Annotated in this window: 31 protein-coding genes; 4 read left to right on the top strand and 27 right to left on the bottom strand. The window is 59.1% G+C overall.

The features are described from left to right. Positions 1–166: 166 nt before the first annotated feature. The 8 genes from MOMUL_RS05975 to MOMUL_RS06010 are packed head-to-tail and all read right to left on the bottom strand — an operon-like array spanning position 167 to position 7,562. Positions 167–922, bottom strand: coding sequence for a histidinol-phosphatase HisJ family protein (locus tag MOMUL_RS05975; RefSeq protein ID WP_062282827.1), 756 nt, complete (start codon positions 920–922; stop codon positions 167–169). 12 nt (positions 923–934) lie between these two features. After that, positions 935–1,765 carry an FAD/NAD(P)-binding protein gene (locus MOMUL_RS05980; RefSeq protein WP_062282829.1) on the bottom strand — a complete coding sequence of 277 codons (831 nt, stop codon included), beginning with the start codon at positions 1,763–1,765 and terminating at the stop codon, positions 935–937. Beyond that, positions 1,765–2,766, bottom strand: coding sequence for a 4Fe-4S dicluster domain-containing protein (locus tag MOMUL_RS05985; RefSeq protein ID WP_062282832.1), 1,002 nt, complete (start codon positions 2,764–2,766; stop codon positions 1,765–1,767). The genes MOMUL_RS05980 and MOMUL_RS05985 overlap by 1 nt, the downstream gene beginning before the upstream one ends. Before the next feature lie 15 nt (positions 2,767–2,781). Beyond that, positions 2,782–3,690 carry a ferredoxin family protein gene (locus MOMUL_RS05990; RefSeq protein WP_062282834.1) on the bottom strand — a complete coding sequence of 303 codons (909 nt, stop codon included), beginning with the start codon at positions 3,688–3,690 and terminating at the stop codon, positions 2,782–2,784. Next, a complete protein-coding gene (locus tag MOMUL_RS05995; protein ID WP_153018272.1) occupies positions 3,687–4,124 on the bottom strand; it encodes a hydrogenase iron-sulfur subunit in 438 nt (145 codons plus the stop codon). Before MOMUL_RS05995 ends, MOMUL_RS05990 begins: the two co-directional genes overlap by 4 nt. After that, positions 4,115–6,097, bottom strand: a complete 1,983-nt coding sequence (locus tag MOMUL_RS06000; RefSeq protein WP_084785499.1) for a CoB--CoM heterodisulfide reductase iron-sulfur subunit A family protein — start codon at positions 6,095–6,097, stop codon at positions 4,115–4,117. The genes MOMUL_RS05995 and MOMUL_RS06000 overlap by 10 nt, the downstream gene beginning before the upstream one ends. Continuing rightward, positions 6,094–6,993, bottom strand: coding sequence for a CoB--CoM heterodisulfide reductase iron-sulfur subunit B family protein (locus MOMUL_RS06005; protein WP_062282837.1), 900 nt, complete (start codon positions 6,991–6,993; stop codon positions 6,094–6,096). The genes MOMUL_RS06000 and MOMUL_RS06005 overlap by 4 nt, the downstream gene beginning before the upstream one ends. Next, complete coding sequence (locus MOMUL_RS06010; protein ID WP_062282839.1) at positions 6,990–7,562, bottom strand: 4Fe-4S dicluster domain-containing protein; 573 nt, start codon at positions 7,560–7,562, stop codon at positions 6,990–6,992. Before MOMUL_RS06010 ends, MOMUL_RS06005 begins: the two co-directional genes overlap by 4 nt. A gap of 156 nt (positions 7,563–7,718) precedes the next feature. Here MOMUL_RS06010 and MOMUL_RS06015 point away from each other — a divergent pair, with 156 nt between their 5' ends. Beyond that, positions 7,719–8,636 carry a Na/Pi cotransporter family protein gene (locus MOMUL_RS06015; RefSeq protein ID WP_062282842.1) on the top strand — a complete coding sequence of 306 codons (918 nt, stop codon included), beginning with the start codon at positions 7,719–7,721 and terminating at the stop codon, positions 8,634–8,636. 17 nt (positions 8,637–8,653) lie between these two features. Here MOMUL_RS06015 and MOMUL_RS06020 read toward each other — a convergent pair whose 3' ends face one another. Then, the gene (locus MOMUL_RS06020) at positions 8,654–9,790 is read right to left on the bottom strand and encodes a geranylgeranyl reductase family protein (RefSeq protein WP_062282845.1); all 1,137 of its coding nucleotides are present in this window, start codon (positions 9,788–9,790) and stop codon (positions 8,654–8,656) included. Between the two features lie 125 nt (positions 9,791–9,915). On the opposite strand from MOMUL_RS06020, the gene MOMUL_RS06025 reads away from it, so the two are divergent. Together MOMUL_RS06025 and MOMUL_RS06030 are read left to right on the top strand one after the other, a co-directional pair. Further along, positions 9,916–10,410 (top strand): hypothetical protein, encoded by a 495-nt coding sequence (locus MOMUL_RS06025; protein WP_062282848.1) that lies wholly within the window; start codon positions 9,916–9,918, stop codon positions 10,408–10,410. A gap of 155 nt (positions 10,411–10,565) precedes the next feature. Then, a complete protein-coding gene (locus MOMUL_RS06030; protein ID WP_054938404.1) occupies positions 10,566–10,745 on the top strand; it encodes a small, acid-soluble spore protein, alpha/beta type in 180 nt (59 codons plus the stop codon). Between the two features lie 50 nt (positions 10,746–10,795). Here MOMUL_RS06030 and fliY read toward each other — a convergent pair whose 3' ends face one another. The 6 genes from fliY to MOMUL_RS06060 form a co-directional block, all read right to left on the bottom strand. Continuing rightward, on the bottom strand, positions 10,796–11,932 hold the full coding sequence (gene fliY, locus MOMUL_RS06035) for a flagellar motor switch phosphatase FliY (RefSeq protein WP_062282851.1): 1,137 nt from the start codon (positions 11,930–11,932) through the stop codon (positions 10,796–10,798). Further along, positions 11,933–12,904, bottom strand: a complete 972-nt coding sequence (fliM, locus tag MOMUL_RS06040; RefSeq protein ID WP_062282854.1) for a flagellar motor switch protein FliM — start codon at positions 12,902–12,904, stop codon at positions 11,933–11,935. A 12-nt stretch (positions 12,905–12,916) separates the two neighbouring features. Further along, positions 12,917–13,279: a response regulator gene (locus MOMUL_RS06045; RefSeq protein ID WP_062282857.1), complete on the bottom strand. Its 363-nt coding sequence runs from the start codon at positions 13,277–13,279 to the stop codon at positions 12,917–12,919. 105 nt (positions 13,280–13,384) lie between these two features. Then, positions 13,385–14,005 (bottom strand): chemotaxis protein CheC, encoded by a 621-nt coding sequence (locus tag MOMUL_RS06050; protein WP_062282860.1) that lies wholly within the window; start codon positions 14,003–14,005, stop codon positions 13,385–13,387. 52 nt (positions 14,006–14,057) lie between these two features. After that, the gene (locus MOMUL_RS06055; protein ID WP_062282863.1) at positions 14,058–14,831 is read right to left on the bottom strand and encodes a CheR family methyltransferase; all 774 of its coding nucleotides are present in this window, start codon (positions 14,829–14,831) and stop codon (positions 14,058–14,060) included. A 12-nt stretch (positions 14,832–14,843) separates the two neighbouring features. Then, positions 14,844–15,347, bottom strand: coding sequence for a chemotaxis protein CheD (locus tag MOMUL_RS06060; RefSeq protein ID WP_054938410.1), 504 nt, complete (start codon positions 15,345–15,347; stop codon positions 14,844–14,846). 101 nt (positions 15,348–15,448) lie between these two features. On the opposite strand from MOMUL_RS06060, the gene MOMUL_RS06065 reads away from it, so the two are divergent. Continuing rightward, positions 15,449–16,012: a zinc ribbon domain-containing protein gene (locus MOMUL_RS06065; RefSeq protein ID WP_062282866.1), complete on the top strand. Its 564-nt coding sequence runs from the start codon at positions 15,449–15,451 to the stop codon at positions 16,010–16,012. Between the two features lie 64 nt (positions 16,013–16,076). Here the strand turns inward: MOMUL_RS06065 and flgG are convergent, their stop codons facing one another. From flgG to fliQ, 12 genes are all read right to left on the bottom strand, one after another. Next, positions 16,077–16,859: a flagellar basal-body rod protein FlgG gene (gene flgG, locus MOMUL_RS06070; protein WP_062282869.1), complete on the bottom strand. Its 783-nt coding sequence runs from the start codon at positions 16,857–16,859 to the stop codon at positions 16,077–16,079. 14 nt (positions 16,860–16,873) lie between these two features. Continuing rightward, positions 16,874–17,644, bottom strand: coding sequence for a flagellar hook-basal body protein (locus MOMUL_RS06075; protein ID WP_062282871.1), 771 nt, complete (start codon positions 17,642–17,644; stop codon positions 16,874–16,876). A 16-nt stretch (positions 17,645–17,660) separates the two neighbouring features. Further along, entirely contained in the window at positions 17,661–18,068 is a 408-nt protein-coding gene (locus MOMUL_RS06080; protein ID WP_062282873.1) for an MltG/YceG/YrrL family protein, read from the bottom strand. Between the two features lie 44 nt (positions 18,069–18,112). Beyond that, complete coding sequence (locus MOMUL_RS06085; RefSeq protein ID WP_062282876.1) at positions 18,113–18,646, bottom strand: hypothetical protein; 534 nt, start codon at positions 18,644–18,646, stop codon at positions 18,113–18,115. 9 nt (positions 18,647–18,655) lie between these two features. Beyond that, the gene (locus MOMUL_RS06090; RefSeq protein WP_062282879.1) at positions 18,656–19,414 is read right to left on the bottom strand and encodes a sigma-70 family RNA polymerase sigma factor; all 759 of its coding nucleotides are present in this window, start codon (positions 19,412–19,414) and stop codon (positions 18,656–18,658) included. A 5-nt stretch (positions 19,415–19,419) separates the two neighbouring features. Continuing rightward, complete coding sequence (locus tag MOMUL_RS06095) at positions 19,420–20,058, bottom strand: flagellar brake protein (RefSeq protein WP_169802171.1); 639 nt, start codon at positions 20,056–20,058, stop codon at positions 19,420–19,422. 35 nt (positions 20,059–20,093) lie between these two features. Continuing rightward, positions 20,094–20,906 (bottom strand): MinD/ParA family protein, encoded by an 813-nt coding sequence (locus tag MOMUL_RS06100; protein WP_169802172.1) that lies wholly within the window; start codon positions 20,904–20,906, stop codon positions 20,094–20,096. A 4-nt stretch (positions 20,907–20,910) separates the two neighbouring features. Next, complete coding sequence (gene flhF, locus MOMUL_RS06105) at positions 20,911–22,080, bottom strand: flagellar biosynthesis GTPase FlhF (RefSeq protein ID WP_062282889.1); 1,170 nt, start codon at positions 22,078–22,080, stop codon at positions 20,911–20,913. Further along, positions 22,077–24,149, bottom strand: a complete 2,073-nt coding sequence (gene flhA, locus MOMUL_RS06110) for a flagellar biosynthesis protein FlhA (protein WP_062282892.1) — start codon at positions 24,147–24,149, stop codon at positions 22,077–22,079. Before flhA ends, flhF begins: the two co-directional genes overlap by 4 nt. Before the next feature lie 295 nt (positions 24,150–24,444). Further along, on the bottom strand, positions 24,445–25,521 hold the full coding sequence (gene flhB / locus MOMUL_RS06115; RefSeq protein ID WP_062282895.1) for a flagellar biosynthesis protein FlhB: 1,077 nt from the start codon (positions 25,519–25,521) through the stop codon (positions 24,445–24,447). After that, complete coding sequence (fliR, locus tag MOMUL_RS06120; protein ID WP_062282898.1) at positions 25,521–26,288, bottom strand: flagellar biosynthetic protein FliR; 768 nt, start codon at positions 26,286–26,288, stop codon at positions 25,521–25,523. The genes flhB and fliR overlap by 1 nt, the downstream gene beginning before the upstream one ends. A gap of 1 nt (position 26,289) precedes the next feature. Beyond that, entirely contained in the window at positions 26,290–26,559 is a 270-nt protein-coding gene (fliQ, locus tag MOMUL_RS06125) for a flagellar biosynthesis protein FliQ (RefSeq protein ID WP_062282901.1), read from the bottom strand. Positions 26,560–26,561: the final 2 nt, after the last annotated feature.

Here is a 26,561-nt window from a genome sequence, read left to right on the forward strand (position 1 = left end):
CTTCATCGCCCTACATGGCGGTGAAGGTCTCGCGCGTTACCTACCAGGCCCGGGCTTGACAGCCGTGTTGACGAACCTGGTACCGGAATACTCCGGGGCTACTCCCCTTGGACCGCAATTTTTTATTTTTATCATAAAGTCAGGTTTGACCTCTTTCAAGGTCCATTTAGTCTATAGGTTCAGTAGCCATCTCCTGCCGGCAGAAAGTGGCCAGGCAGGTATAACCTACCCGGCGCAAAAGCTCCCGCGCCTGTTCCCGTTCCCGGGCTACCTCCCCGGGGGCGTGGGCATCCGACCCGATGGTTACGGGGATATTGAGGCTGAAGGCCCGTTCCAGGAGTTCCCGGGCCGGGTAGATCTCCCCCACCGGTTTGCATAAACCGGCTGTATTTATTTCCATAGCCGCGCCGCTCCCGGCAATAACCTTTAACGCTGGCTCGGCCAGCTCCAGGACCGGCCTCTGGGGCCGGTGGCCGTAAATTTTAATCAGGTCCAGGTGGCCAATGATATGAAAAATCCCCGTAGCTGCCGCCTGGGCCACCAGGCTGAAGTAAGTGGTATAGAGCTCATCTATATCCCAGGCGTTAAAGCCGGCTTCCTGGCCTGGGCGGTCGAAATCCCAGTCCCCGATGGCATGGACCGAACCAATGAGGTAGTCCCAGGGCCGGCCGGCCAGTTCCCGGCAGTGGTCTTTGCCGGGCCGGAAATCTACCTCCAGCCCGGCACGGATAGGCATCCCGGTTACCCGTTCCAGTTCGGGAAAGACGCTGAAATCGATGCCGTCCAGGTAGCGGTCGTGGTCGGCAAAACCTATTTCTGTAAGGCCGGCAGCTCTGGCTGCTTCTACGTAGGGCAAAAGGCGTTCTACGGTATGGGGCGGCCCCTCATGGGCCAGCCCGTGAATATGGTAGTCAGCTGGCATGGTATAACTCCCTTAATACTCGTTCGGCAGCTGCTTCAGCTGGGCCAGGGTGAAGACGGGACCGTCCAGGCAGACGTAGCAGCTACCCAGGTTGCAGCGGCCGCACTTGCCGATGCCGCACTTCATGCGCATTTCCAGGGTGGTGATAATCTGGTCGTCTTTATACCCCAGCTTCTCCATGGACTGGAGGACAAACTTGATCATAATGGGCGGCCCGCAGGTGATGGCTACTTTCCCTGCCGGGTCCGGGTGCAGCTCTTCCACAAAGGCCGGTACAAAACCCTCATGGCCTTGCCAGCCGGCATCGCCCCGGTCCACCGTCACGTCGACCCGGCAGTTCTCCACCTTGGGCCAGTTGTTAAAGAGGTCGTCTTTAAAGCACAGGTCGGCCGGCGAGCGGGCACCATAGATGATCCACAGGTGGCCGTAATCCTGCCGGTGCTCAATGCAGTAATTAATCAAGGAGCGTACCGGCGCCAGGCCGATACCGCCGCCGATGAAAAGCAGGTCCTTACCTTTAAGCTCCTCCACGGGAAAGCCGTTACCATAGGGGCCCCGGATGCCTACCGTTTGCCCTTCTTCGGCTTCATGGAGGGCATCGGTCAGCATGCCGACCCTTTTAATGGCCAGCTCCAGGTGCTCCGGCCCCTGGGAAGTAATGGAGAACATGGCCTCCCCGACGTCCAGCAGGGAGAGCATGGCCAGTTGCCCCGGCAGGGGAGTAAAGGGCTTGCCGCTGTCGGTGGTGATGTGGAAAGTCTTGACATCGGGCGTCTCGTCCACAATCTTGATAATGCGCCCCGTCCTGGGCACCAGGGGGTTGACCCGCGCCTCGTTAGCCATTACAGGGTCACCTCCTTGACCTCACGGATTACCCGGGTAATGTCGACATTCACCGGGCAGCGATCCAGGCAGCGGCCGCAGCCCACACAGGCAAACTTGCCATACCGCTCCGGGAAATACTGGAGCTTGTGCAGGAAGCGGTTACGCAGGCGTTCCTTTTTCGACGGCCGCGGGTTATGGCCGCCTGCCATACGGGTATATTCCGAGAACATGCAGGAATCCCAGCAGCGGAACTTATAGCCGCTGTTACCCCGGTTTTCGCCCTGGATGTCAAAACAGTGGCAGGTGGGGCAGAGGTAGGTGCAGGCGCCGCAGCCCAGGCACTTGCGGCTGACGGCCGTCCAGTAGGGATGCTCAAACATTCTCTGCAGCTTTTCCGTTACCCCGCTTGTCTCCACTGCCAGGCCCGGTTTGGCTGCTGCCGGTATATTTTCGGCCCCGGCCTCCGCCAGGAGGGATGAACCCTGGCCCAGCAACTCCCGGCCGGCCTCCGTTACTCCTTCCAGGAGGTAACCACCGGCCACAGGCCACATCTGGACATCGACTCCTTCGGCCCGCCCGGGATCAATCCCGAAGGCCGTGCAGAAGCAGGTAGGGCTGGCCGCGGTACAGGCCAGGGCTACCACGCGGGTATTTTCCCGCCGCTGGCGGTAAAATTCGTCTACATACCCTCTGGTTAGAAAAACATCGTCCATAAGCAAGAGGCTGCGGGCATCGCAGGAACGGACCCCCACCAGCACCCGCTTTTCCTCCAGGGAAGGTACCTCAATCAGGCTGGCCTCTTTGCCCTGCACCTGGTAACGGTACATGGTTTCCGTCCGGGGGAAGAAAAGATCCTTGGGCGGTTCCAGGGTATTGCCCTCACCCAGGGTAAGATTCCCCTGGCCTTCCCAGGGCAGGAAAACGCTTACTCCCCCTTTATCCTGGGGGACAAAAACCTTTGCCCCTCCGGCCCAGGCCTGCAAGAGTTCCGGTAATTTATCCTTGGCAATCTTTAACATCTCCCCACCTCCCTCCTAGTGAAACTCCTCAGGATCATCGAGTTTATACTGGCCCAGGGGTGGCCGGGCCTCAAGATCTACCCCGGCTTCATATTCGCCAAAGAGCTCGTTCAGGTCTTTGATGATCTTCTTGTTGAGGGCCATGATGGGAATCCCTTCCGGGCATACCCGCTCGCACTCACCGCATTCGATGCAGCGACCGGCCACGTGCATGGCCCGGGTAATGGCAAAGAACATATTTTCGCTGCGCTGCATCTGCTTGCCGCACCAGCCGGACTGGCTGCGGTCAAAGATGCACTCCCGGCAGTTGCAGGCCGGGCAAATGTTGCGGCAGGCGTAGCAGCGCAGGCAGCGGTCGTACTCACCTGTCCAGAAGGCATAGCGCTCATCGGGGGACATGGCTTCTAGCCTGGCTACTTCGGCAAACCGGCCTTCCGGCGTGGCTTGTGCCTCCCTGATAGCGGCCCCGCCTTCATCCTGGAGGAGCTCGTCAAAAATTACCGGTTCAGGATGGGTGCAGTAACGGCACTTTTCGGCCAGGGGTGCCTCACTGCGTCTTTCTTCGCCCAGGGCGGCCGCCTGGCGGCCATCCCTGACGCCGGGGCATTTAATACCGATGAGGTAGACCTTTTCCCGGTCAATCTGGTTGTCCTGGAGGAGGCGAATAATGCCGCGGGAATCGCATCCCTTCACAAAAAGGGCTATTTTGTCCTCTGTGAACTTGTAGTCCAGGAGGTACTTGGCCAGGTTATTGGTGCAGAACTCATCCCAGACCAGGCGGTCGCAATCCTCCGGTTCGGTAATAAAGGCGGGCGGCGACAGGTACCAGAAGGTACCCTTTTCCCATCCTATCACCATTTTAACCTCGCCCCTGGTCAACAACTCCCGGGCCCGGGCACGCATTTGTTCTTGGATACTGCTCATGCGCCATCCCTCAACTTTCTGTTGGGCCCCAGGGCCCGGATGTCCTCCGTCATCTGGGTGATTATCTCAGCAAAGCGCGGTCCCTCGGAACCCGACACCCAGCGTGCCTGGAAACGCTCCGGCTCCAGGCCCATGAACTGCAAGACCCGCTGCATTAAGAGGAAACGGCGGCGGGTGAAGTAATTGCCACTAACATAGTGGCAGTCGCCGGGGTGTCAGCCGGCTACCAGCACGCCGTCGGCACCGCGCTGGAAAGCCCGCAGGACAAACTGGGGATTGACCCGGCCGGAACAGGGCACCCGCACGATCCGGGCATTGGCCGGGTACTGCAGGCGGTTGAGGCCCGCCAGGTCGGCACCGGCATAGGCGCACCAGTGGCAGCAAAAGGCGACAATCTTGGGCTCCCAGCTTTTGTCTCCGGCCGCTATAGACATACCGCATCCACCTCCGCCAGTATTTGTTCATTGGTGAAGCCACGGAGATTCATGGCACTCGACGGGCAGGCCACCGAGCAGGCGCCGCAACCCTGGCAGAGACCACTGTTGACCGCTGCCACCCGGCGGCTCACCTGCTTGCCGGCTACCCGTTCGGTAATGGTCTTCATGGAAATAGCCTTGTAGGGGCAGATCTTCTCGCACATGGCACAGCCGGCGCAGATGCTTTCATCCACCGCCGCGATCATGGGGTCGGTGGCCATTTCATCTTTAGCGAAGAGCTGGCAGACCTTAACAGCCGCAGCGCTGGCCTGGGATACCGTATCGGGGATATCCTTGGGTCCCTGGCAGGCCCCGGCCAGGAAGACGCCGGCCGTAAAGGTTTCCACCGGTCTGAGTTTCGGGTGGGCCTCCTGGAAGAAGCCATCTTTATCTACCTGCAGACCCAGCATCTTGGCTACCTGCTCCCATCCTTCGCTGGGTACCATGGCCGTAGCCAGGACGACCATGTCGGCCGCCACCTCCACCTGGCGGCCGAGTAAAGTATCCTCACCGCGGACGATGAGCTTGTCCCCCTCCTGGAAGACGCGGCTCACCCGGCCCCGGACATAGACGGCCCCTTCATGGACAGTACGCTGGAGAAACTCCTCATAAGCCTTGCCGGGGGTGCGGATATCCATATAGAAGACGATAGCCTGGGAGTCGGGGATCTTCTCCAGCACCTGGTGGGCGTGCTTGGCCGTGTACATGCAGCAGGCCCGGGAGCAGTAACTTTTACCCTTGGCCTCATCCCGGGAACCAACACATTTAATGAAAACTACAGTTTTGGGTTCTTTGCCATCCGAGGGCCGGACAATCTTGCCGCCCGTAGGCCCGGAGGCATTGTTCAGGCGTTCAAAGTGCATGCCGGTAATGACATCGGGGTATTTGCCGTAGCCGTACTCACCGTAAACCTCTTCCCATTTAAAGAGGTCATAGCCGGTGGCCACGACAATGGCGCCGAATTTTTCGGTGATAACTTCATCCTGCTGCTCGTAATCTATGGCTTTGGCCGGGCAGACCTTCTGGCAAACGCCGCACTTTCCCCTGGTAAACTGGCGGCAGTGCTCGCGGTCGATCACCGGCACCGCCGGCACCGCCTGGGGGAAGGGCAGGTAAATGGCCTTGCGCTTGCCCAAGCCCAGGTCAAACTCGCTGTCCACCTTCGTGGGGCACTTCTCCCAGCAGGTACCGCAGCCGGTACACTTGACGGGGTCCACCGAGCGGGCTTTCTTGCGAATCGTTACTTCAAAATTGCCCACATAACCGGCTATATTCTCTACTTCCGCATAGGTCATGAGTTGAATGTTAGGGTGCTGCGCCGCAGCAACCATTTTCGGCGTGCTTATTCAAGCGGAACAGTCCAGGGTCGGGAAGGTCTTGTCCAGCTTGACCATGTTGCCGCCAATGGTCGGCTCGCGGTCCAGGAGCATGACTTCATAGCCGGCATCGGCAATATCCAGGGCCGCCTGCATGCCGGCGATACCAGCGCCAATGACCAGCGCCCTCTTGGTAATGGGAATAGTACTGGCAAAAAGGGGGACATTGCGGCGGACTTTGGCCACGGCCGTCCGCACCAGGTCAATGGCTTTTAATGTCGCTCCTTCCTTGTCTTTAGCATGGACCCAGGCGCACTGCTCGCGGATGTTGGCCATCTCGAAGAGGTAAGGGTTTACCCCGGCGCTCTCACAAGTTTTCCTGAAGGTCGGCTCGTGGAGCCGGGGAGAGCAGGAGGCGACCACCACCCGGTCCAGGCGCTGTTCTTTGATAGCCTTGCGAATGAGTTCCTGCCCCGGATCGGAGCACATATACTGGTAATCGGTGGCATAGACCACATCGGGAAAACTCCTGGCGGCCTCGGCCACCTTTTTAACATCAACTACCGAGGCAATATTTGTACCGCAGTGGCAGATAAAGACGCCGACACGCTTCATGCTGTTTCCCTCCTTGTGGCAGGATGCCGCAGGATCTCCCTGACCTCAAGCATTGGGACCGGGTTAACAAAGTGGGTGGTGAGTCCCAGGTCTTTAGGCGCGTAGCCAAGGGCTATACCCATCAGTTCGGTGAAGTAAAAGATGGGCAAATTGAGCTGCTCGCCATGGGATGCGGCGGCTTGATTCTGCCGCATGTCCAGATTTAAGAAACACAGGGGGCAGGCCGTTACGATGCCCTCGGCCCCGGCGTCCCGGGCATGGCGCAGGATCTGGTAGATCATCCGCACCCCAATATCCGTCCGGGCAGTGGCGAGACTCCCGCCGCAGCACTCGGTCTTGTAGGACCAGCTGACGGCCTCGCCGCCCAGGGCTTGAATAAGGTGGTCCATGGTCATGGGGTCTTCCGGGTCGTCAAAGGCCGTAAGCTCTGGCGGCCGGACCAGGAGGCAGCCGTAATAGGCCGCCAGCTTCAGCCCCGCCAGGGGCTTGACCACCTGTTCCTTGATCTTCTCCAGGCCGACCCCATTGACCATGACATCCAGGAAGGCCCGGGCCTTATTGGTGGCCCGGTAATCCCGGCCGATGATTTCACTGATGGTCGCCCGCATGCTTTCCGACCCCCGAACGGCGGCCTCTGCAGCCCGCAGGCGGTTAAAACAGGCGGCGCAGGGCACGGCAACGTCCAGGCCCTCTGCTTCGGCCAGGGCGAGATTCCGGGCCGGCAGGGCCAGGGACAGGAGGTGGTCATTATTGTGGGCGGCAGTGGCACCGCAGCAGCTCCAGTCGGGGATCTCCCACAGCTCCACCCCCAGGTGCCTGGCCACCATTTTGGCCGACTGGTTGTATTCTTTAGCAGTAGCTTCCAGGGAACAGCCGGGGTAATAGGCGTACTTCAATGCCGGCCACCTCCTTTAGCTCGCGCCCGGGCGAAGATGTTCTTCACCTCGGCAACGTTCTTGATCTTCGCCGGTATAGGACTGATCTTGCCCTTGAACAGCAAGGGCGGCGCCAGCAGGGCATCCTTAAAGGGTTGCCCTGACTGCAGGTTGTACTGGATCATGAGCCCCATCTCGTGGGCGCGGCCGTAGCGTTCCACGCTGCTTAAGAAAGCCTGGTCAAAAATATCCACCTTTTTCTCGTTAATCATCCCCCGGCGGCGAGCTTCCTGGCGCACGGCTTCCATCAGCCGCGGCAGGTTAACTTCCCGGGGGCAGCGGGTGTAACAGGCCTGGCAACTGGCGCAGAGCCAGGGGGTATGGCTCTTTAAGGCTTCTTCCCCCAGGCCCAGCTGCAGCAGGCGGATAACCTGCCGCGGCGTATAATCCATGGCAAAAGCTACCGGACAACCGGCCGAGCACTTGCCGCACTGGTAGCAGTCGCTTAAGGTAACGCCGCTGGCGGCTTCTACCTGGCTTTTCAGGGCCTGGGTCTGGCGTAAGGCACCGGCTAATTCCACCCGTTCCATTCTCCTCACCCTCTCTCTTGTTCCTGCCAGAACTTAAACGGCCACAAAAAATACCCTCTTTTATATTCTTGCTGACCGGCCAGATTCCTCTTTTGGATAGAAAAAAAGCCAGGAATAAAAAAACGAACCCCCACATAAAAGCTAAGGGGTGAAATAATGCTCTTCCCTCTCCTGCAGTTTGCCGCCGGGGTAAGTCTCCTCCTCCTGGGGGTGCAGTTGTTGCGCCAGGGGCTGGTGGCCCTGGGCCGTTCTTACCTGGAAATTATGATCCGCCGGGCTACGGCTACGCCCTGGCAGGGCTTCTTGTGGGGTACTGTGGCCACGGCCCTGGTCCAGTCCAGCACGGCCGTCACTGTCCTCACCGTGGGCCTGGTAGACGGCGGCGTTATTTCCTTCTATCAAAGCCTGGGGGTAATCCTGGGGGCCAATGTCGGCACCTGTGTAACCGTCCAGTTCCTGGCTCTAAAGTTAAGTAAAATTGCCCTGCCGGCCCTGGTCACCAGCATCCCTTTAATTCTGGCCCCCTCCACCCGGGCTGCCGGGACGGCCTGCCTGGGCTCAGGTTTAATCTTCTCCAGCCTGGACCTCATGGCTTCATCCCTCCTGCCCTTTAAGGACAGCCCCGCCCTCCTCGGCCTTTTAAGCGCCGCCGCCACCAGCCCCTGGCAGGGAATCCTGGCGGGCACCCTGCTTACTGGCTTTCTCCACTCCAGCAGCGTCGTTGCGGGTATGGCCATGGTCCTGGCCGGCCACGGCGTCCTGCCACCCCTGGCAGCCCTGCATATTGTCCTGGGGGCCAATATCGGCACCTGCCTGACGGCCCTTATTGCCGCCCTCTTTTCCTCCCGGGCCGCCAAAAGGACGGCCCTGGCCCATCTCGTGATTAATGCCGCCGGTGCCATCCTCTGTCTACCCTTCCTGCCCCCGGCGCTCTATTTCCTTAACTGGCTCACGCCGGACCTGCCCCGCCAGGTGGCCCATTTCCACACCCTTTTTAACCTGGTCTCTTCCCTGGCTGCCCTGCCCTTTGCCGGCCTCCTGGCCTGGCTATTGGAAACATTGCTGCCGGACTAATTTTGGCCAGCACATTTTTACCGGGCCAGGCGAAAGATGGCGTAGCGCCCTGTGAGGTACTGCCAGAGGTCTTCATAAGTGTCCCCGCCGAAAAGGACGTCCACCAGGCGCCGGGCCACTTCCGGGTTGGCCGCAACCAGCCGGTGCACCACCGGCGTCAGGGCATAGACTACCCGGGCAATACGCCAGGCATAATGCAAAGATGGCAATACCTCGGCGTGTATTTTCTTTGTATAATCTTCCAGCCCGCCCTGGCCGGCCAGGGCGGCTGAAATTGCCTCTGCCGCCAGGCGGCCGCTCCTCAAGGCATAGTAGATGCCTTCCCCGGAAAAGGGATCAACCAGCCCGGCGGCATCACCGGCCAGCACCGCCCTGCCAGTATGTAAAGTACCGGCCTTACCGCTGGCGGCAGGAATAACGGCGCCGCGGCAGCGTATTCCCTCCGGTATTTTCAGCCCCATACCCCGGCAAAAATCCTGGAAGTAGCGCTGCAGGCCCTTCACCTGCCGGGTAAAGGAACCAATCCCCACCGACAGGTGATCCCCCTTAGGAAATATCCAGCCATACCCGGCCGGGATGCCGCCGTAGCTCAAATGCACCCGGCCCCGGTATTCAGCCAAGACCCCTTCGTCAACCGGTATTTCACATTCCAGGGTCACACCGGCAGCCGTCCCGGTATTAAAGGGCAGGCTCTTGCGGACCAGGCTCCTGGCCCCATCAGCCCCGACCAGGAAATCGCCCTGGAAGATACTACCGTCTTCCCCGTAAATTGTTACACCGGTCGCCGTTTCGGCCACAGCCGTTACCCTGTAGCCATCACGGATTGTGGCCCCGGCGGCGGCCGCCTGTTCCAGCAACCAGGCATCCAGCTTTTCCCTGCCGACCATTCGGATGACCGGCTGCTGGTAAACTATGTTAATGGGCCTTTCCTGGCGATGGTAAAAAATAACTTCCCGGGTGCTATCTTCGCTTAATTTTTCCCAGCCCGGTTCCAGTTCCCCCAGGGCTTTGCCCGTTAAACCGCCACCACAGGGTTTGTAGCGGGGAAACCTGGCCTTATCTAAAATTAAAACCTTAAGTCCCCGGCGGGCCAGCAAGCGGCCGCAGGTACTGCCTGCCGGCCCGGCGCCACAGATGATGACATCGTAATTCACGCCAGCCTGCTCCTCTAGAAATAATAGTTTTTTAGTAACTTTTTCTTTTAATTATACCCGTATACAGCCCGGGGAAAAGGCCATAATAAGATTGAATTTGGATTTGCCATAAGGAGGATATAGACATGGCCAAGACAGTAGTTGCCATCTTTAGCAATGAACAGGTAGCCAGGGAAGCAGTCGAAGACCTTCGCCGGGCCGGTTTCGACAAGGAGATATCCATCCTGGCCCGCGATAAGGGCGGTGAGGCAAACGGCCGGGAAGGCGAAGGTGGCCTCAACATGGGCGTTGACGCCGGTGGCATCAGCGATGGCGTTACCACCGGCGGTGTCCTGGGCGGCCTGGCCGGCCTGGCAGCCGGGGCCGGGGCCCTGTTCATTCCCGGACTGGGTCCCCTTATTGCGGCCGGTCCCATTGCCGGCCTGCTTTCAGGAGCGGCCACAGGCGGCGTTGCCGGCGGGCTAATTGACTGGGGTATCCCGGAAGCCGAAGGCCGGGAATATGAAAATGAAATCCGCCAGGGGAAATTGCTGGTTTCCGTCCGTTGTGACGACCAGCGCGCCGACCAGGCCAACCGCATTTTGAAGGATCACGGTGCGGACCGGGTGCGCATCCACTAGGCTTTAAATTAACAGGCCGGGGTCTAAAACCCGGCCTGTCACTTTTATCGTACCCACCTTTATTTTGGCGCCCGTACCAGTAATGCCTTGTATGGTGAGGAGGATATCTGTCGAAGCTAATTGACAGGAGGGCAGTACAAAAAGGAGGCTTGATCATGGCCAGAAGGCGCGGGGTTATGTCCGATGCTCTGAAGTATGAACTGGCCCGGGAGTTGGGTGTTTACGACACCGTGGCCAGGGAAGGCTGGGGTGGCGTGCCATCCCGGCAGTGCGGCAACCTGGTCCGGCTAGCCATTGAAAAAGCTGAACAAATGGTGAGGCAAAACCAGTTGTAACTGCCCCCGGCCGGAAAGCCAGCAGGCTTCCGGCTTATTTTCTTATCCCCCTATTGCCGCAAATGGTTAATACGTTCATAGGGCTCCATAATGTGGGTAATCCGGACGCCAAAATTCTCGTTGACGACAACCACTTCTCCCCGGGCAATGGGTGTGCCATTAACGGTAATTTGCACCGGCTCTTCCACCAGGCGGTCCAGTTCGACTATGGCGCCCGGGGCCAGGTTTAAAATATCCCGGATACGCTTCATGGCTGTACCCAGGATGACTTCCACATCCAGGGGTACGTCCAGGATCAAGTCAATATTGCGCGCCGGCGTACCATATACCTGCCCGCGGCGCTCATTTGGACTCTGGGCTGGCGGTACCGGTGCTGCCGGTGGTACGGAGGTTGTTCCAGTTCCGGGTTTCTCTGCCGCCGGTGTAGCTGTCAACAGGTCAGATGCCGCGGTCCGGGCGCTTTCCCCGTCACCAGGCATGTTATTCCGCGCCGCAGAAGTATCCTCCTGCGCCGGTCCTGCTTCCGGTGCCATGGGATTCATGAGCATTTCCACTTGAGCTTTAGCTACTTCCACCGGCATGACCTGCATAATCTGGCTGTCTATCAGGTCTTCAATTTCCATTTTAAAATATACTACTGCTATCGCCTGGTCCGGAGGCCAGGGAGAAGTGTAGCTTTCGTTGCTTAAGCCAATGGTCGTCAACCGGGGCGGGCTGATTTTGACGCTGCGCTGGAAAATGGTCGACATGGAGGTAGCCGCGCTACCGATCATCTGGTTCATGGCCTCCGCCACGGCGCTGCTCTTAATCTCATCCAGCTCCGGCAGGACATCCCGGCCACTGCCGCCCATCATCAAGTCGGCAATAATGGCAGCGTCGCTGACTTTCATGATCAGCAGGTTGGACCCCTGCAGGCCCTCGGTGAAGTTAACTTCCACCAGGATATAAGGCACCTGGAAGGAAGCGAAAAGTTCCGCCGGCGTCATTACTGTAACAGCCGGCGTCGTGATCAGGACGCGCTTATTCAGGATCTGCGACAGGGCCGTGGCCGCGCTGCCCATAGAAATATTGCCAATTTCACCCAGGGTATCTTTTTCCAGGTCCGTCAAAGTTGCTTCTCCTGCTGGTGGTTCCAGCCTGCCATTTAACAGAGCGTCAATTTCCTCCTGGGACAAGAAGTCGGCCATTTACACCACCTCCGTTACCTGGACGGCAATCTTCTGGCCCACAACCCCGGGCTGGACCTTAAACTTGAGGTGACCGTCAACGTAAAGTTCCAGGTCTTCGCCCACCACTTTTTCCAGGGTAATGACATCCCCTACCTGGAGCTGGATAAAATCCCGCACCGGCAGCCGGGTACGGCCACAGTAGGCAATCAACTCCACCGGTACTCCGGCCAGGATTTGTTCGACCACGGCCCGGTAATCGAGCCTGGCTTCCCCTTCACCGGGAGCAGCAAACCAGTGGCTGGCCGACAGGCGGGAAATAACCGGTTCCAGGAGCATATAGGGCAAGCACAGGTTTAACAGGCCTTCATGCTGGCTGACCGTTGTGCTTAAGGTAATGACGGCCACCGTTTCGTTGGGAGAAATGGCCTGGGTAAACTGGGGATTGGTTTCCATGGATTCCAGTTTCGGCGTGAGATTCTGGATATCCGCCCAGGAATAGCTCAACTGTTCCAGGATACGGCCATTTAACCGCCGCAGGACATGGAGTTCAATCTCCGTCAGGTCCCTCTTGGAGGCCAGCATTTCTCCCCGGCCGCCAAAAAGGAGGTCAATAATAGGAAAGATAAAATTCATGTTGGCCTGCAGGACGGCTGATCCCTTCAGGGGCTCCAGGGTAAAGACATTCATCAAGGTCGGCGTCGGCAGGGACAGGATAAAATCTTCATAGGTCATCTGTTCTACCGAAACAATCTTTACCTGGATATTGGCCCTGAGGTATGCCGACAGGAAGTTGGCCACCATGCGGCCGTAATTCTCGTGTATCATGTACAGGGTGCGCAGCTGTTCTTTGGAAAATTTATTGGGCCGGCGGAAGTCATATTTTTTGGCTTTCGGCGCCGCATCATCCTTGATGGTTTCCGCCCGGACCGCCCCGCTGGTCAGGGCCTGCAGCAGGGCATCAATCTCCGCCTGGGACAGGACGTCGGCCATTATACCACCCGCTTACGCCAGGACCTTTTCCAGGGCCTGGAGGACGCGATCTTGCTGGAAGGGTTTGACGATAAAATCCCTGGCCCCGGCCTGAATGGCTTCCATGACCATTAACTGCTGGCCCATGGCGCTGCACATGATAATCCTGGCATTGGGGTCGATTTGCTTGATGGCCTTCACGGCGGCGATGCCGTCCATTTCCGGCATGGTAATATCCATGGTGACTACATCGGGACGGAGTCCCTGGTACATGGCTACAGCCTTTTGCCCGTTTTCTGCTTCTCCGGCTATTTCGTAGCCATTTTTTAAAAGGATGTCCTTAATCATCATGCGCATGAAGGCGGCATCGTCTACGACTAAGACTCGCTTACCCATGAACTAGTCTCCCTCCATAAATAGACAGTTTTATCCTCCTCACCGGCTGGCGGCCAGCCGCCAGCCGGTGTACCCCCATAAAGTAAAGCAGTTTGCTCCAGGCGTTCAGTCCAGCTGCAGGCCCAAGGACTGCAGGATCTTGCCCAGGGCCTCGTTTTCAGGAATCAGGAAGAAATGGCCGCTGATGGTTATTGCCTCACTGTAAAACTTGGTTTCGATGACCAGGGCACGGTCGGAAAAATAACCCCCTTCCAGGAAGGCCGAACTTAAAACGGCCCCCAGCATGTCGAAGGCAAAGGCAGGTACCGTAGGTTTAAACTCCAACCGGCAAAATTCAGCAAAGGCATTTAAAAAAGAGCCTGTCAGGATATTACCAAGTTCGGTCAGGACGGAACTCCCCATCTCATCCAGTTCCCTGGTGGTACCCTGGGGCTTACCCAGTAAAAGATCGATTAACAGGTAAGCGCTGGGCTCACTTAGGAGGAAAAAAATCTTGCTGGGCGCCGGGCCACTAACGCTAAATTCGACGCAGGCAACTGGGTCTTCCTCATAACCGACCAGGGCCGTTATTTCCTGCAAAGGTAATACCCCTGCCCGGGGTACAGTCATCTGGATGCGGCTGCCCAGCATGCTGGCCAGGGCCGTGGCCGCGTTGCCGGCGCCGATGTTCCCTATTTCCTTCAGGGCATCAAGGTGGAGAGCATTGAGCTTCTCCCAGGGTTCCATGTGTCCTCCCTCCTTTTCTTCGCTGGCGACGATAATCATCTCCGCGACAGGATTATACCTCGGGGCGGCGGTAGAACCAGGGTGCCACTTTCATAAATCCCAGTTCCCGGTATTGAAACAAGCTCTCGGTAGCCCCGATAAACAGGACGCCTCCCGGGGCCAGGGCCTGGTAAAAACGGCGGTAAAGCTCATTCTGGGTAGCGGTGGTAAAATAGATGACAACATTGCGGCACAGGATCAGGTGATAACCGCTGTCAAAAGGATCTTTTAAAAGGTCGTGCCGGCGGAAATTAACCATGTGCTTAATTTTTTCCTGGAGGTAAAAATGATCTCCTTCCCGGCGAAAATAACGTTCCAGGCGCTCCGGGGTAACTGCCTGGACGGCCCGGCTGGGATACACCCCCCGGCGGGCGGCGTCCAGGGCGCTGGTATCAATATCGGTGGCGTCGATCTGGTGCCGGCCGGCAGGAGCCAGCTCGTTAAGTAAAATGGCTACTGAGTAGGGTTCCGGCCCGTCGGCGCAGGCAGCACTCCACACCTTCAAGTTGCGGTGGCGGGCCAGCAAGGACGGCAGGACCTCTTTTTCCAGCCGGGCAAAGATCTCCGGGTTGCGGAAAAACTCCGAGACGTTAATGGTAATCTTATCGATAAAGCGCTGCCATTGCTGGCTGTCCTGGCTCAAAAGGCGCAGGTAAGCTGCGTAATCCGGTACCTGGAGCAGGGAGATCAGGCTGTCAATGCGCCTTTTGAGCTGGGGCTCTTTGTAACCGTCGAGGTAAAGGCCAAAGCGCCGGTGCACCTCGCGCTTGAATTCGGCAAAATCCATAAGTGCCTCCACTTATATTATCTTTACCGGCCGGCCAATGGTGCGAATATGTACATCGCCATTAAGCAGGTCAAAGATCATGGTGCGGCCATAATTACCACCTGTATCGGCGCCAATAATGGGAACACCCAGCTCCTGTAACGTCTGCCGGACCATGGCCGTATTGCGCTGGCCTATATTTAACAAGGAAAGGTGCCGGTCACCGGAAGTAAACATCTGGGCGCCACCGGCTATTTTTGCTGCCAGCATACTGCGCCGGGCGCCGCGGCGGAGCATCTCGGCCAGCATGTCCGGAAGGGCCAGGTCGGCAAATTTCGCCCGGTTACCCCGGTCCTGGAACTGGCTGCTGTCGGGTAGCATGATGTGGGCCAGGCCCCCTATCTGGCTGGTGGGGTCATAAAGGGCAATGCCCACGCAGGAGCCCAGCCCCAGGGTGACCAGGCGCCACGGGCCACGGGCTACCTGCCACTCAGCAATGCCAACTTTAACCTCTTCTGGTTTGATTACAGCCTCCATGGGCCTTCCTCTTCCGTTTTCTTTATTTTTGAGCTTGACTTACATATTTTAGCACCGGCGTGGACATAATACAATATATATTCTTGGTGGGAGGTCCTGCTATGCTTTACTGTTCCCGGTGCGGGCAAGCCTTGCCGCCGGGATGGCGTTTCTGTCCTGAGTGTCAACCTGATCCGGTTCCAGGGAATACCCGGCGAGAGGCTCACCTGTATCTTCTCCTGGGCAATTTTTCTTTCGCGCACCAGCGCCCCCAGCTGGCCGCCCTTTTTTACCACGCCGCCCTTGAGGTAGACCCGGCCAATTGGGAAGCCTGTTTCAACCTGGGGTGCCAGGCCTGGCAGCAGGGTGATGTCGACCGGGCCCTTGCCTTTTGGGAAGCGTCTCTGAAATTAAACCCTGATAATTACCTGGCCCATTTTAACCTGGGTACCTATTTCCTCTACAACCGTAATTTAAGTGCCGCCCGCTACCACCTCACCCGGGTACGCCGGATTAAACCAGGTTACCTGGCGGGCCGCATCAACTTGGCTACCGTTTACCTACTCCTGGGCCTTTTCGAAGCATCCCGGCGGGAATATGCCTTTGTCCTGGAGCGGGATCCAGATCATAAAGGTGCCCGGCGCGGCCTGGCCCTGGTTAATAAGGTTGCTGTTGCCAGGCGCTAGTTAAACCGGCGGTCCAGCACCCAGCTACATGTCGAGTGGTGCTTTTTTAAAGCTGAGTGCTGGATTAACGCCGCAGGTTATTGGCCAGGCCCCACATTTCATCGGCCACCCGTACGGAACGGGAATTTAACTCGTAGGCCCGCTGGGCCAGGATCATCCTGGTCATGGTTGTTGCCAGGTCGACGTTGGCCGCCTCCAGGTAACCGGAACGGATAGTACCCAGGCCTGCCGTCCCGGGCCTGCCGGCAGCTGCCGTCCCGCTCGCGGCCGTTTCCCGGTAAAGGTTGTCGCCAACGGCTTCCAGCCCGGCCGGATTGGGGACGTTATAGAGGTTTATCTCTCCCAGAGCCTGCGTTTCCCCGTTAATTGTCGCCGTTACCGTGCCATCGCCGGTAATAGTGATCTTTTCCGCCCCGGGCGGCAGGGTAAAGGGGACATCCAGGTAGTAACCGCCGGCGTTGACCAGATAGCCGTCACCGTCGCGGTGGAAGCTGCCGTCCCGGGTAAGGAACCGTTCCCCGCCCGGTCCATAAACGGCAAAAAAGCCTTCCCCCTGGATAGCAAGGCTTAAAGGGTCGCCGGTGCTCACCAGGGCTCCCTGGCTAAAGTCTTTTTCTATGGCAGCCACTTTTACTCCTGCCCCCAGGGCCGGTGCTGCTGCCGGCGCCTGGGGCCGGTCGACGGGCATACCGCCTTCCTGGACCGGCCGGTAGACCAGGTCGGCAAACTCCGCCCGGCCCTGCTTGTAGCCAGTGGTGTTAACATTGGCTAGATCATTGGCCAGGCTGTCTACGTGAAGCTGCTGCGCCTGCATACCGCTGGCCCCGCGCCAGAGTGCGCCAATCATCTGTTAGCCCTCCTCTACCGTAAACTCCCTACTTCGTTGACGCTCTTGCCTAGCGTCTGGTCGGCGGCCTGGATAGCCTTCTGGTTGGCCTCATAGGTCCTCAAGACGGCCAGCATATCCACCATTTCCCGGGCGACGTTGACATTGGCCTTCTCCAGCCAGCCCTGCCTGACCTGGAAATTGGCAGCCGGTACAGGCTGTACCCCCTGGGGGGCTGTAAAAAGATTGTTGCCCTGGCGCTGGAGCAGGGGTAAGGTTTGCGCATCAAAGGTTACAATCCGCAACTGGTCGATAACCTGGCCGTTAACCAGCACCTGGCCGCTGCTATCAACCTTAAAGTTTGTCGTGCCTACATAGACGGCGCCGTACTGCCCCTGGACCTGATAGCCTTCCGGGGTAACTAAAAAGCCGTCGGCGTCTACCTGGAAGGAGCCACTGCGGGTATAGGCCTCGTTACCCCCTGTCTGGACAGCGAAGAAAGCCGGCGGGGTGCCCGCCGCAGTATCCAGGAGAGCCAAATCCGTGGGTCGCCCGGTTTCTTCCAGGGGGCCAGAGGCATAGTTGGTATGGATGCGGTCGACCATGACGCCGGGGCTAAAGTAACCTACCGGGGTGGCCCGGCCCTTCTCGAGACGCTGGAGGAGCATTTCTGGAAAGGACTGGATAGTTGCTGTCTCGCTTTTAAAGCCGCCGGTACTGGCGTTGGCCAGGTTGTTGGTTATGACATCCTGACGCAGTTCCTGGACTACCATGCCGGTAGCGGAAAGGTATAAACCCCTTAACAATTGTTTTCCCTCCTTGCTAACTGGTTAACCTCCTGATAATCTCCTTTATATCCCCGGCGGGAAGATAATAGGAGCCGGCCTTGAGTTTCTGTTCTACACCCTGGCGGTGAACCTCGGCTTCAAAGGCCGCGGCGGCCGCCACGCCCTTTTTTTCCAGGAGGGCGGCAATATCCTCCAGGCCGGCCCCTGCCGGGATGGTAACCAGGATTTCTCCATGCGTATCCGCGGGAGCGGCCTGCTGCGGCCCGGCGGGCTGCTGTTTCATCTCTTGAGCCGGCGGGGCATTATCCCGGGAGGCAGGCGCGAAAGGGACTACTTCCTCCCGGAAGACCATGCCGTAGGTGCGGGCCCGGGCAATAATTTCCTCCCTGGTGGGATCGTGCTGGAAAATAAGCAGCAGCAGCCCTGCCAGGAAAAACCCCACACCCAGGCCCAGGCCGAAGGGAGCCAGGAAGATACCTTTTTTCTTTAACGCTTCAGGTTGAGGATTAATGCGATTTCACCCTTTCCCCGGCCAAACCGCCGCGCCAGGCTGTCGATACTCTCGCCGGCGGCATGGGCCAGGCGGATTTGCTCCTGGATGCTTAACGTCTCCGGCCCGGGGGTGGTCCCTCCTGCCGGCCCGGCCGCCGTTGTCCTTTCGGGTACAGCTTTTTCACCCGCCGGCCCGGCGGGCGTCCCTTGAAGATCGGTGGCTTCCGCTCCTGCCGTCCCTCCCGCCAGGGCAGTGGCCAGGTAGGAACGAAAAGTTCCTGGCACCGCTTCGGAGGCGGCAGTCAACTCCTCCAGCCTGGCCGTAAGGGCGGTCACTTCTTCCTGGAGTATTGCCAGGCGTTCGGCCAGCTGTTCGTCACCACCTGTTTGCCCCTGACCGCCCCGGGGGGCAAAGCCCAATGCCGCCGGCTCCCCCGGGTTCCCTTCCCCGGCCAGCAGTATCTTAAAAGCGGGCAGGCAGGTAATTACAATCAATATCGCTCCTGTAACTAAAAAGAGATAAGCCATTTTTACCACCTACATAAAATCGGCTAAATAGCGGCGCAGGTTTAAGATGGCCCGGCCGTGGAGCTGGCAGACCCGGGATTCGGAGACTCCCAGTATTTTGCCGATCTCCTTCAAGGTCAAGCCTTCGTAATAATACAGGGTGAGAACCAGGCGGTCTTTCTCATTTAAATGCTTGAGACCCTCGATCAGGGCGCGGCGGAGTTCCTCCTGCTCATAACGCCCGGCAGGATCCGGGCTCTGGGGATCGGCCAGCAGTTCTCCCCTGGTTGCTCCCTCTTCCCCTTCCCGGTCAAAGAGAAAGTCTTCCAGGGAAAGGACGGCCATCTGGGAACCCCGTTCCATGAGTTCCTTGAGTTCTTCCACCGTTATCCCTGCCGCCGCCGCCACCGCCGCATCACTAACCTCGCTCCCCTGTTCCTGCTCCAGGCGGCGGTACACCTGGCTCACCCGGCGCAGCTTTTCCACCAGGGTGCGGGGGGCCCAGTGGGCCTGGCGCAGGGCATCGAGGATAGCCCCGCGAATGCGCTGGGAGGCAAAGTTTTCAAAGTTAACGCCCCGGGAGGGATCAAAGCGGTCAATGGCCTCCAGCAGCCCGATTATACCATAGCCAACCAGGTCTTCCTGGTCCAGGTGCCGCGGCGGTTTGACTGCCAGGCGGCCCACATGGTATTTCACCAGGGGCAGGTACTTGAGGACCAGTTCCCGGCGCCCGGCCTCCCCGCTCCCGGCCAGGTACGTTGCCCACAGGGCGCTATCCTTAACAGCCATTTTCCCTAGCTCCTCTGGCGCCTTTCTTCTAGCAGCCGCTGGAAAACAAAGGCAATGATCTGGTCTTCCTGCCTTTCGCTGATACCCTCAAAGGCCACACCCACTTCATAACGCGTCACGCCGTCTATTTCCCGCGGGGCCACGCGCTTGACTCGCCCCGCCAGGCGCATGGGCATATGGCGGCGGCGACCAGGCAGGTGAAGTTCCAGGTAAAGGAGGTCGCCCACCTCAACGGGGTCCCGGAGGACCAGTTGCGCACCGCCGCCACTTATATCTACCGTTACCCCCCTTTTATGGGGCCGGGGCGGGCGGTAGGGCCAGTCGTCCTTCAGCCAGACGGCATAACGAAATTCCAGGGCCGCCTTGGCCCGCACGTGGGAGCGCGCCTGGATGCGCCGGTAATCATCCGGGTAGGCCAGGTAGTAAAGGGGGGGCTCTCCCGGCAGGTAACGCTGTACTTTAGTAGTGAATTCATAACGGGCATCCTGCCGGTTGCAGGCAACCTCGACTACTCTCCCCGGTGCCAGGACTAGTTCATCACTCCCCGGAGCAAGGACGGCAAAGCCATCTTCCCCCGTATCCTGGATAATGGTGCGGAAATCTTTACTGCCAGGAGTTTTGATGATTATGGGTAAATTTATCATAATAAAGTTTGGCCTGGCCATGATGCCTCCCCTTCTTATCTTCCCAGCAAACGGCCTAGGCGCTGCCAGAATCCCTGGCTCCGGCCTGCCGGCAGTTCCTGGCCCTGGAGCCTGGCGGCGGCTTCTTCCAGGGCCTGGGCCGCCGGGCAGCGGGGATATAATTCGCTAAATGGCTGCTGGCATCGCACCGCCTGGCCTACCCGGGGGTCCTCGGGAATAATCCCCAGCAACGGCAGTTCCAGCTGCAAAAAACGGCGGCAGGCACCCTGGAGTCGCCCGGCGGCCTGCTGGCCCTCCAGCTTATTCGCAGCCCTGTTAACGAGAAGATGCATGCTTACTTTTAAACGCTGCAATCCTTTGATTAAGCCATAGGCATCGGTTATGGAAGTAGGTTCCGGCGTTGCTACCACAATGGCTTCCCCGGCGGCAGCCGCAAAGCTGAAAACCGTCCGGGAAATGCCGGCACCAGAATCGACCAGGATTATATCCACCTCAGTCGCTAGCAACGCCAGGTCATGAATAAGCCGGTCGCGGGCCAGGGGGTCCAGGTCGGCCAGTTCCTGGATACCGGAGGCCCCCGGCACCAGGAGCAGGTCATGGGGGCCGCGGATAATCACTTCCTCTAAACTACACTGCCCACCGATGACTTCCCTCAGGCTGTAACGGGGTACCAGGCCCATGAGGATATCCACATTGGCCAGGCCCAGATCGGCATCAAAGAGGAGGGTCCGCCGGCCCTGGCGGGCCAGGATCAGGCCCAGGTTAACGGCAATATTGGTCTTGCCCACGCCGCCTTTACCGCTGGCTATGGCAATGACCCGGGACCGCTCCTCCAGCCGTTTGTACACCAGTTTACGCAGCCTGCCCGCCTGGTCCATCTTTTGCCACCGCTTCCCAGATGCGCCTGGCCAGGAGGTGGGGATCGGCCGGTTCGAGGTCATCAGGTACATCCTGGCCGGTAGTTATATAAGCCAGGGGTACTCCCGCCGCCGCGGCTACGGTGAGCATTACCCCCGGGCAGCTTGTCTCGTCGAGTTTGGTGAAAATCAACCGGTTGTATTTGAGGCTGCGGAAATTTTCCACCGCCCGGAGCAGGTCTTGGCGCCTGGTGGCGCAGCTCAAGACCAGGTATACCTCCCGCTCAGGAACAACCTCCAGGAACCCCCGTGTTTCCGCCAGCATAGCTTTATTTTCCGGGGCCCGGCCGGCGGTATCGACTAAAACTACATCGCAGTGCTTTAAGTTTTCCAGGGATGCGCGCAATTCCCGTGGTGTCATGGCCACCTCCAGGGGCAGGCCCATAATTTCGGCATAGGTCTTGAGCTGGTCCACGGCCCCTATGCGGTAAGTATCCAAGGTAATCAGGCCAACCTTTTGCTCCTGGTAAAGGCTGTAGCGGGCCGCTATCTTGGCCAGGGTAGTTGTCTTGCCCACGCCGGTGGGGCCGATAAAGGCCTGGACCCGCTGCCGGGACTGGGACGCTACCTGGTGGCTTAAGTGGTCGGCCAGGCGGCTACGGATGACATCGCCGATAATTTCTGTCCCGCCGGTGGTCTCAATACCATCTAAAAGTAAAGCCACCAGCTCCTCCTCTAGCTCCTGGGCCAGCAGGCGCTGCCGCAAGGCTAACAGGTGTTCCGGTACCGGAGCGCTGCCGGGCCGGACCAGGCGGTTAAGAGCGGCTTTGATCTCGGCCAGTTCCCGCTGCAGCCCCTCCAGGCCGTACCGGCCGCTATTTCTTCCTCCGGCAGGGCTCACTGCCCCGGCAGGCGTTACCTCACCCTTGCCGTTCCCTGGCTGTAACGCCGCCTTACCTGCCGGCGCCTCCGGCTGCGATAAACGCCTTTCCGGCGCCTCCTCCAGGGCCGCCGTCACTTCCAGGCGGGGCGGTAAAAAGAAACCCTTCAGCCCTGGCTGGCGTACCTGGCGGGTGGCCACAATAACTGCCTCCGGCCCCAGGTCACGGCGGATGGCCAGGTATGCTTCTTGCATATCGCGGGCAAGATAGCGTTTAATCTTCACGCCACATTCACCGCCTCTACGGCCTCAACTTCCAGGCCTAGTTCCAGTTCGTTATAGGCCAGGACCGGGACATAGGGTAAAGAACGCTGGAGCAACCGCCGCAAAGGCAGGCGGACCCTGGCCGAGCATAAGATTACCGGCTGGACGCCGCCAATGGCGGCTTTCTCCACGGCCTGTCCCAGCCTGTTAAAGAGTTCCCGGGCCATCTCCGGGGCCAGGGCCGGGAAATTACCCTGGGAGGTGGGCTGGATGGCCTCCACCAGCTTCTGCTCCAGCTGGGGGTGGAGGGTAATGGCCGTGAGCTTGCCCTCCCGGGCATACTGCCGGCTGATGGTGCGGCTCAGGGCCTGGCGCGCCGCCCCGAGAAGGTAATCCGGCTCCCGGCTGGTGCGGGCGGCGTCGGCCAGGGCTTCCAGGATACTTACCAGGTCACGGATGGGCACCTGTTCCTGGAGGAGGCCGGCCAGTACCTTCTGTACCTCGCCTACCGTCAGGAGATCTGGCACCAGTTCCTCAACCACTGCCGGGTTATTCTCCTTGATTTTATCCAGGAGTTCCCTGGTTTCCTGGCGGCCCATGAGTTCAGCGGCATGGGTCTTGATAAATTCCGTCAAATGGGTAATGAGGACGGTAGTAGCATCGACAACGGTGAAACCGGCCAATTCCACTTCCTGGCGCCTGGCCGCCGGTACCCACCAGGCCGGCAGGCCAAAGGTAGGTTCCCGGGTAGCTATACCTCCCGGCGGTCCCTCGTTACCGGCCGGGTTCATGACCAGAAGATGGCCGGGCTGGATTTCCCCCCGGGCCGCTTCCACGCCCCGCAGCTTGAATATATAACCGTGGGGCGGTAACTGCAGGTTATCGCGGATGCGAATGGGCCTGACGTATATGCCCATCTCGGTGGCACACTGGCGCCGCACGGCCGCCAGGCGGTCCAGCAGGTCGCCCCCTTCGGTTTCATCGGCCAGGGGAATCAGGCCGTAGCCGATTTCCACCTCCAGGGGGTCCACCTGGAAAAAGCTCAAAACATTCTCCGGCTGGCGCTGGGAAGCCTTTTGGGCCGCAGCCGTTTCCTGCCGGCGCTGGCCCTGCATCCTTTCCTCCCTGGCCAGGGCATAAGCGGCATAGCCCACCCCGCCGGCCATAATGAAAAAGGTCAGGTGGGGCATCCCCGGCAAAAGACCCATCAGGAAAAGGATGGCAGCCACCAGACCGGCAATGCGGGGAAAGCCCGTTAGCTGGCCGATTACCTCTCTGCCAAAATTGTCCAGGGCCCCGGAGCGGGTCACCAGAATGCCGGTCCCGGTGGAAACCATGAGGGCCGGCAGCTGGCTCACCAGGCCGTCGCCAATGGTCAGGCGGGTGTAAGTCTGCAGGGCTTCCATAAAGGGCATCTTCAGCTGCCAGACACCGATGGCCAACCCCCCCAGGATGTTAATGGCCGTAATGATCAGGCCGGCAATGGCATCTCCCCGGACAAACTTGCTGGCGCCGTCCATGGCACCGTAAAAGTCGGCTTCCCGCTGCAGTTCCCGCCGCCTGGCCCGGGCTTCGTCCTCCGTCAGCAGGCCGGCATTGAGGTCGGCATCGATGCTCATCTGCTTGCCGGGCATGGCGTCCAGGGTAAAGCGGGCCGCCACTTCGGCCACCCGCTGGGCGCCGCTGGTAATGACGATAAACTGGATGATGGTAATGATCAGGAATATGACAAAGCCGACGATATAATTCCCCCGGACGACAAAGCTGCCAAAGGTTTCGATAACATGACCGGCATCGGCCCGGCTTAAAATCAACCTGGTGGAGGAGATGTTGAGGGACAGGCGAAACAGGGTCACCACCAGCAGCAGGGAAGGAAAGACGGAAAAATCCAGGCTCCGGGAGACAAACATGGTTGTCAGGAGGATAACCATGCTTACGCCCAAGCTGACGATGAGCAGGAAGTCCATGACCAGGGGACTGACGGGAATGACGATGAGCATGACTACCCCCAGGACCAGGGCCGCTACCAGGATGTCATTATATGGATTGAGACGCCTCAGGGCGCCAATCAGGCCGGTATTTGCCGCCATAGAGCAGTTTTTCCTCCGTATACCTGTATTAGGAGGATATGTCCCTCCGCCGCTCAGAAGTTACGCGCCGCCAGGACGACGGCTCGGTTCGGACCGCTACACACCGCCTGCGGATTGCCCATGAACAGGCTCCTGGTTCCGCCGACTTTACTCCCTCTATGAGATTACGTTATTCCCTCACAAAGGTACGTTCAGGGTGCTTAAGCGGCGGTAGCGGTGACCTCACTTCGCCTGTCCTGTTGCCGGCGCTCCACTATTCGCGGCTCCGGGACATATCCTCCTCCTTCAATTGACTCTACAACCTCCCCCGCAAACGATAGATCTGGGCCAGGATCTCCGCCACCGCCTGGTAGAGGGCTACCGGGATTTCCTGGCCCAGTTCCACCTGGCGATATAGGGCCCGGGCCACCGGCGGGTTGGCGACTATTGGGACGTTATGCCGGCGGGCTACGGCCTTGATCCGCTCGGCTATGCTGCCTGCCCCCTTGGCCACCACCCGCGGCGCCCCTTCTGTTTCCCGGTAACGCAGGGCCACGGCCACGTGGATAGGGTTGGTGATGACCACAGTGGCTTCAGGCACGGCGTGCATCATACGGTGCCGGGCGAGCCTCCTCTGTTTCTCCCTCAGGCGCGAGCGGACCAGGGGATCGCCTTCCATCTGCTTCATTTCTTCCTTTACTTCCTGCCTGGTCATTCTTAAATTGCGTTGAAACTCGCGCCGCTGAAAGATGTAGTCGGCTGCCGCCAGGCTTAAGAATACGGCCAGGGCTCCCAGCCCCACCCGGTAGAGGAGCTGGCCCACCAGGTCCAGGGCTGCCGGGAGGCCCATATCGACGGTCATTAATAACCGGTTAAACTGCCCCTTGACCAGGGTCCAGACCACCAGGCTTACCACTACTACCTTGCTCAGGCTTTTAATGAGCTCCATGAGGGCGCGGCGGGAAAAGAAACGCTGCAGCCCTTTCACCGGGTCCAGGTTTTCCAGGCGCGGCATAATGGGGTCCAGGGAAAAAATGAAACCCGTCTGGGCAAAATTGGCCGCCAGGCCCACGGCTGCCGCCAGCAGCAGCAGGGGTGCCAGGAGCAGGCCGGCCTTAAAAGCAAGGTGGCTGAAGATAGCCATCAGGACTTTCCCATCCAGGTCCTGCCTCCAACCGTCCTGAAAAACACGGCTGATGAGGTCAGCCATCTCCAGGTAAAAGGCCTCCCGGCGCCAGTAGAGATAAATAATACTTACCAGCAAGACCAGGGCGGCGCTCAGGTCATTGCTCCGGGCGACCTGGCCTTTGCGGCGTACTTCCTGGAGGCGGTGGGGCGTAGCCTCCTCAGTCTTTTCTTCAGCAAAGAGCTGCAGGTCTATTTTGCCTTCCATCAACGGGGCCAGCTCCGCAGTAACAGGGCCAGGTCATGTTCCATCTGGCTGAAAAGATTATGAAATACTGTTGCCAGTATAGGTAAAATGGCGATTAAGACCAGGAGGCCCAGCCCTATTTTCAAAGGGAATCCCAGGATAAAGACATTCAGCTGGGGTACCGTCCGGGCAATTAAACTTAAGGCCAGGTCGGCAATAAGGAGAACCACTATTACCGGCGCCGCGATGCGCACCGCCAGGCTGAACATACCGCTAAAGAGCTTGACCACGGCCCAGGCGATATTACCGTCAAAATGCACCCCTCCCAGGGGCAGGAGGCGGAAGCTCTCCTGCAGGGCCAGGAGCAGGGTGTGGTGGCCGTCCAGCTGGAAGAACAGGAGTAAACCCAGGATGGCAAAGAACTGGCCCATTAGGGTAGTTGAGGTAGCATTCTGGGGGTCAAAGAGGCTGGCCATCCCCAGGCCCATATGCAGGTCCAGGAGCTGTCCGGCTACCTGGATGGCGCTGAAGATCAGGGTGGCCAGGTAGCCCAGAGCCAGGCCGGCCATGGATTCGTTCAAGACGGCCAGGGCATAGGCCCCGGTACCGGTAAAGGTTGGCTGCCCGGCCGGTAAAACAGGGAACAGGAGCATAGATACCAGCAACCCCAGGCCGGCCTTCACCAGGGGCGGAACCCCACGGATGCCGAAGAAGGGGGCAGTCACGAAAAAGGATGTCGTCCGGACCAGGACCAGGAAAAAAAGCTCTGCCTGGGCTAGATAGATCATGTTATTTCACCAGGCTCCCCAGGTTGCCGAAGATCCCGGTTGTAAACTGAATTAGAGTATTGAGCATCCAGGAGCCCAGCAGCAGCATCCCCAGGATGACGGCAACAATCTTTGGTACAAAGGTCAGGGTCTGCTCCTGGATCTGGGTGGTGGCCTGGAGGATGCTGATCCCAACCCCCACGATCAGGCTCAGGCCCAGGGCAGGTGCCGCCAGCAGCAGGGCGGTGGTCAGGGCCTCCCGCGCCAGGTGAATGACGAACTCCTGGGTCATGT

Origin of the sequence: Moorella mulderi DSM 14980 (genome assembly GCF_001594015.1) — a bacterium.
Lineage (GTDB): Bacteria > Bacillota > DSM-521 > Neomoorellales > Neomoorellaceae > Neomoorella > Neomoorella mulderi.